Raw genomic sequence first — 5,694 nt, 5'->3', positions numbered from 1 at the left:
CCACTGGCGGGCCGGTGCCGGGGCGGAACCGGCCGCCGCCCGCCCGCCGCCCTCGGGGCGGGCGGTGTCCCGGGTGAAGAGGGGGAAGCGGCGGGTGGTGCGGCGCGGGGTGCCGTCGGCGTCGGGGGCGCTGACGGGGTCCGTCACCTCGATGTCGTCCACGGCGTCCGCTCCCTTCCCCGGTTCCTTGCTGTCAGGCGACACTGCGCTCCGCCGCCTCGACCACGTTGACGAGCAGCTGGGCGCGGGTCATCGGGCCGACTCCGCCGGGGTTCGGGGAGACCCAGCCGGCGACCTCGGCTACGCCCGGGTGGACGTCGCCCACGATCTTGCCGTCGGCGTTCCGCGAGACACCGACGTCGAGGACGGCGGCGCCGGGCTTCACGTCCTCGGGCCGGATCAGATGGGCGGAACCCGCGGCGGCGACGATGATGTCGGCGCGCTTGAGGTGGGACGACAGGTCGCGGGTGCCGGTGTGGCACTGGGTCACCGTCGCGTTCTCGCTGCGCCGGGTGAGCAGGAGCGGCATCGGGCGGCCGATGGTGACGCCCCGTCCGACGACCACGACCTCGGCGCCCTTGATCTCCACGCCGTAGCGGCGCAGCAGGGTGAGGACGCCGTTCGGGGTGCAGGGCAGCGGGGCGGGCTCGTTGAGGACGAGCCGGCCGAGGTTCATCGGGTGGAGGCCGTCGGCGTCCTTGTCCGGGTCCATCAGCTCCAGGATGCGGTTCTCGTCGATGCCCTTGGGGAGCGGGAGTTGGACGATGTAGCCAGTGCAGGCCGGGTCCTCGTTGAGTTCCCGGACCACCGCCTCGATCTCCTCCTGGGTGGCGGTGGCGGGCAGTTCGCGCTGGATGGAGGCGATGCCCACCTGGGCGCAGTCCCGGTGCTTGCCGGCGACGTACTTCTGGCTGCCGGGGTCGTCCCCGACGAGGATCGTGCCGAGGCCGGGCGTGACGCCCTTCTCCTTCAGCGCCGCCACGCGGGCGGTCAGATCGGACTTGATCGCGGCTGCGGTGGCCTTGCCATCGAGAATTTGGGCGGTCATGGCCCCATCCTCGCGGATGACCGGGCCCCGATTCCAATCAGGCGTCTCCACAACGCATACGGAACATGCGGAATATACGCAATATACGGAATTCCTCTGGACGGGGGCAGCCGCCTCCAGAACCATGGGGACACAGTGCCGCGTGCAGTACCGGGGGAACGCAGCGCGTCCGTACCATCCGCTTGATCCACAGGGCTTTCCTCCAGTCGGTGCCGCACGCCGTCCCCGCACTCGTCCGAGGCAGACGGAGGAGAGACGCCATGAGTTACGGCGACCCGAACAACCCGTACGGCCAGCCGGCCCAGCCATCACAGCCGCCCCAACCACCCCAGCAGCCCCCCACCGCTCCCGGCTACACCTACGGCTACGGCTATCCCCAGCAGCAGCCGTACGCCGGCTACACCGGCTACCCGGGCGGCGGGATGGTGCCCGCGCAGTCGATGCCCGGGCTGCTGATGACGGCCCGCGTCTTCCTGTTCATCATCTCCGCGACGCAGATCATCGGCGGCCTGGTGTGGCTCTACATCGGGGCCTTCGTCAACGACGTGACGGACGACGCCAACTCCGCCGTCCCGTTGAGGTCGCTCGACGACGCCGGTCACGCGGCGGCCGGCGCGCTGGTGTTCATCGGGCTCGTCACCCTCGCCTTCGCCGCCCTGTCCATCACGCTGGGCGTCAAGTTCGGCAACGGCGGCCAGGGCATCCGCGTGACCACGGTGGTCTACGGCGCGCTCGGCACGATCATCGGCTTCATCCTCCTGGTCGTCGGCCTCGACAGCGGGATGGCTTCGGCGGTCATCCTCCCGCTGCTGTGGGTCGGTTTCGGCGCGGTCATCACGGCGGCCCCGGTGGTCGCCAGCGGCACGGCCTGGTTCGCGCGTCCCCGCTACTGAGAGGAGCAGAAAAGAGCAAGCGAACACATTCGGTCGCGACGCAAAATTGATGTTTCGCTTACACAACACATGAGGATTCCAACTGGACAAAAAGTGATCACCCCCACGAACATGAGCGGCGCAGTACCGCGGTTCATGTTCGGGGGGAAAACCGCTCAAGCAACGACGTTCCTCCGCGCAACCCGCATCGTCCCCAGCTGAGACAGTGCACACGGAGGAACCTCGCCATGAGCTTCGGCGATCCGAACAACCCCTATGGGCAGCCCCAGAACGCCCAGCAGGGCCAGCCCGGTTACGGCTATCCCCAGCAGCAGCCCCCGCAGGGTTACGGCCAGCCCCAGGGCGGCCAGCCCGGCTACGGCTACCCCCAGCAGCCCGGCTACCCGGGCGGCCCCGGCATGCCCGGCGCCCCCCGCATAGCCTCGATGGGCCGGCGTTTCGGCGCCCGCGTGATCGACGGGCTGATCATCGGCTTCATCTACTTCGTGCTCTCCTTCGCGGGTGTCGCCGGCTCGTTCAGCGCCTTCAGCAAGTGCGACCCGAACGCCGCCGACTACAATTCCTGCGTCGATGACGCCGCCAGCCACCTGGTGGCCACGATCGGCGCGATCATCGGCGTCCTGACGATCTGCAGCCTGCTCTACGAGTGGCTGATGATCGGTCTGGTGGGCGCGACCCTGGGCAAGATGGCCGTCGGCCTCCGCGTGGTGAAGGCCGACACGGGCCAGAAGCCGGGCCTGGGCTCGTCGATCATCCGCTGGGTCATCCCGGTGGTCGGCAGCATCGCCTGCGGCATCGGCGAGCTCGTCGTCTTCCTGTCCCCGTTCTGGGACAAGTCCGGCCGCCAGCAGGGCTGGCACGACAAGGCCGCGAACACGATGGTCATCCAGAACTGACGCTCCGGACACCGCTCACACCAAGAGCCGTACCCACCCGATGAACAGGGGGGTACGGCTCCGGTGTTTGGCACTGGCGGCGGGGGTCAGTGGAAGAAGTGCCGCGTCCCCGTGAAGTACATCGTGACGCCGGCCTTCTTTGCGGCCTCGATGCTCAGCTCGTCGCGGATCGAACCGCCGGGCTGCACCACGGCCTTGACGCCGGCCCCGGTGAGGATCTCCAGCCCGTCCGGGAACGGGAAGAAGGCGTCCGAGGCCGCGAACGAACCCTGGGCACGCTCGGCGCCCGCCCGCTCGACCGCCAGCTTCGCGGAGTCCACGCGGTTGACCTGGCCCATGCCGACGCCGACCGAGGCACCGTCCTTGGCCAGCAGGATCGCGTTGGACTTCACCGCACGGCAGGCCTTCCAGGCGAAGGCCAGGTCGGCGAGGTCGGCCGCGGACAGCGCCTCGCCCGTCGCCAGCGTCCAGTTGGCCGGGTCGTCGCCGTCGGCCTGGAGCCGGTCGGTGACCTGGAGCAGGGCGCCGCCGTCGATGGGCTTGACCTCGGCGGGGTGCGAGGGCGCGCCCGGGGTCTTCAGGACCCGGATGTTCTTCTTCTTGGCGAGGGCCTCAAGGGCCCCCTCCTCGTAGTCCGGCGCGACGATGACCTCGGTGAAGATCTCCGCGACCTGCTCCGCCAGCTCCTTGCTGACCGGCCGGTTGACGGCGATCACGCCGCCGAACGCCGACAGCGGGTCGCACGCGTGCGCCTTGCGGTGCGCCTCGGCGACGTCCGAACCGACCGCGATACCGCAGGGGTTGGCGTGCTTGATGATCGCGACACAGGGCTCGTCGTGGTCGTACGCGGCACGACGGGCGGCGTCCGTGTCAGTGTAGTTGTTGAACGACATCTCCTTGCCGTGCAGCTGCTCGGCCTCGGCGAGGCCAGTGCCCGTGCCGTCGACGTAGAGCGCGGCGGGCTGGTGCGGGTTCTCGCCGTACCGCAGCGTGCTCTTGCGCTCCAGGGTGGCGCCCAGGAAGTCCGGGAACAGCGAGTCGTCCACGGGCGCGTACGCACTCGCGAACCAGCTCGCCACCGCCACGTCGTACGACGCCGTGTGCTGGAAGGCCTCCGCGGCGAGCCGCTTCCGGGTGGCGAGGTCGAAGCCGCCGGTCTGTACGGCGTTCAGGACGTCGGCGTAGCGGGCGGGGCTCGTGACGATCGCGACCGACGGGTGGTTCTTGGCGGCGGCGCGGACCATCGACGGGCCGCCGATGTCGATCTGCTCGACGCACTCGTCCTGGGACGCGCCCGAGGCGACGGTCTCCCGGAACGGGTAGAGGTTGCTGACCACCAGGTCGAAGGGGGCCACGCCCAGTTCTTCGAGCTGCTGGCGGTGGCTCTCCAGGCGCAGGTCGGCGAGGATGCCGGCGTGCACCTTGGGGTGCAGGGTCTTGACCCGGCCGTCCAGGCACTCGGGGAAGCCGGTCAGCTCCTCGACCTTGGTGACCGGGACACCGGCCGCGGCGATCTTCGCGGCCGTGGACCCGGTGGAGACCAGCTCCACGCCGGCCTCGTGCAGGCCGCGCGCCAGCTCCTCCAGGCCGGTCTTGTCGTAGACGCTGACCAGCGCGCGACGGATGGCTCGCTTGTTGCTCTCGGCGGTCACTGGATAACTACCTTTCGTCCCTCGATGCGATAGCCGTTGCGGGCCAGCCGCCCCACGACATCGACGAGCAGCCTTCGCTCGACTTCCTTGATGCGCTCGTGCAGAGCGCTCTCGTCGTCCTCGTCCCGGATCTCCACCACGCCCTGAGCGATGATCGGTCCGGTGTCGACGCCGTCGTCGACGAAGTGGACGGTGCAGCCGGTGACCCGGGCGCCATACGCGAGCGCGTCCCGTACGCCGTGGGCTCCCGGAAAACTGGGCAGCAGGGCGGGGTGCGTGTTCACGACCCGGCCGCCGAAGCGGGCGAGGAACTCCTTGCCCACGATCTTCATGAACCCGGCCGAGACGATCAGATCGGGCTCGTACGCCGCGGTCGCCGCCGTGAGGGCCGCGTCCCACTCCTCACGAGTCCCGAAGTCCTTCACCCTGCACACGAAGGTGGGCAGTCCGGCGCGCTCGGCGCGGGCCAGGCCCTCGATGCCCTCGCGGTCCGCGCCCACGGCCACGATCTCGGCTCCGTACGCCTCGTCGCCCTCGGTCGCGATGGCGTCGAGCAGCGCCTGCAGATTCGTACCGGATCCGGAGACCAGCACGACAAGGCGCTTGGCCACGGGCTTGGCGGCCACGGCGGGGCCCTTTCTCGGGGGAGCGGGGTGCGTGCGGGCGGCCCGTTCGTGCATTCATACGAATGCTTCGCGCCCCGGGATACGGGGAAGTCTACGAAGCGGCCGACCGTCAGCAACGATACCGGCACACCGGACGGCCCCCACGGGACGGGGGCGTGGCCGGAAGGTAGCGTCTGGGGAGAGCGGGTTCGGGAACGCGCTTGTCGTGCGACGCGTTCACGAAGTGACAGCTCATGTCGGAGAGACGTATCCAACAAGGGGAAAGACGCTCACTTGATGCCGGACCGCAGTCCCCGACTCCTCACGTTCCCCCCGCAGTCGTTGCAGGGAGGGGAGCGCGGCACCGTGCTGCTCCGGGAGCGGCCCTCCTCTCCGCCGGACGCGCCCTCGGAGGGACAGAGCGGTGCGGGGCAGGACGACAATCCGTTCGCCCCGCCGCCCGAGGGCACCCCGGACCGGCCGTGGCAGCCGCGGCGCCCGGAGGGTCGGGACAGCGGCGACGACGGCCCGCAGGATGACGGCGGCCGTTCGCCGTGGGGCAGTCAGTGGAGCGACCGGCAGCCAGGGCGTTCCCAGGGC

At 70.0% G+C, this 5,694-nt stretch carries 5 protein-coding genes and 2 pseudogenes; 3 read left to right on the top strand and 4 right to left on the bottom strand.

Annotated elements, in window-relative coordinates:
- Positions 1-162, bottom strand: a pseudogene (locus tag R6V09_RS54785) (DUF3017 domain-containing protein); the annotation flags it as partial.
- Positions 163-193: 31 nt separating this feature from the next.
- Complete coding sequence (locus R6V09_RS44330; protein WP_317887153.1) at positions 194-1,048, bottom strand: bifunctional methylenetetrahydrofolate dehydrogenase/methenyltetrahydrofolate cyclohydrolase; 855 nt, start codon at positions 1,046-1,048, stop codon at positions 194-196.
- A gap of 260 nt (positions 1,049-1,308) precedes the next feature.
- Between R6V09_RS44330 and R6V09_RS44325 the strand changes: the two genes are divergently transcribed.
- Positions 1,309-1,941 (top strand): hypothetical protein, encoded by a 633-nt coding sequence (locus R6V09_RS44325; RefSeq protein ID WP_317887152.1) that lies wholly within the window; start codon positions 1,309-1,311, stop codon positions 1,939-1,941.
- A 227-nt stretch (positions 1,942-2,168) separates the two neighbouring features.
- Complete coding sequence (locus R6V09_RS44320; RefSeq protein ID WP_317887151.1) at positions 2,169-2,837, top strand: RDD family protein; 669 nt, start codon at positions 2,169-2,171, stop codon at positions 2,835-2,837.
- Between the two features lie 86 nt (positions 2,838-2,923).
- Here the strand turns inward: R6V09_RS44320 and purH are convergent, their stop codons facing one another.
- Both purH and purN read right to left on the bottom strand, forming a co-directional pair.
- On the bottom strand, positions 2,924-4,489 hold the full coding sequence (purH, locus tag R6V09_RS44315) for a bifunctional phosphoribosylaminoimidazolecarboxamide formyltransferase/IMP cyclohydrolase (RefSeq protein WP_317887150.1): 1,566 nt from the start codon (positions 4,487-4,489) through the stop codon (positions 2,924-2,926).
- Positions 4,486-5,115: a phosphoribosylglycinamide formyltransferase gene (purN, locus tag R6V09_RS44310; RefSeq protein ID WP_317887149.1), complete on the bottom strand. Its 630-nt coding sequence runs from the start codon at positions 5,113-5,115 to the stop codon at positions 4,486-4,488. Before purN ends, purH begins: the two co-directional genes overlap by 4 nt.
- 276 nt (positions 5,116-5,391) lie before the next feature.
- On the opposite strand from purN, the pseudogene R6V09_RS44305 reads away from it, so the two are divergent.
- A pseudogene (locus tag R6V09_RS44305) lies at positions 5,392-5,694 on the top strand (hypothetical protein); the annotation flags it as partial.

Origin of the sequence: Streptomyces sp. W16 (assembly GCF_033194735.1) — a bacterium.
GTDB lineage: Bacteria > Actinomycetota > Actinomycetes > Streptomycetales > Streptomycetaceae > Streptomyces.
Note: the sequence above shows the minus strand (reverse complement) of the source record. Positions and strands in the feature narration are given on the sequence as shown.

Excerpts from the sequence above, each read along its gene's own strand:
- R6V09_RS44330 (WP_317887153.1), bottom strand. The coding sequence starts at position 1,048 with ATGACCGCCCAAATTCTCGATGGCAAGGCCACCGCAGCCGCGATCAAG.
- R6V09_RS44320 (WP_317887151.1), top strand. The coding sequence starts at position 2,169 with ATGAGCTTCGGCGATCCGAACAACCCCTATGGGCAGCCCCAGAACGCC.
- R6V09_RS44325 (WP_317887152.1), top strand. The coding sequence starts at position 1,309 with ATGAGTTACGGCGACCCGAACAACCCGTACGGCCAGCCGGCCCAGCCA.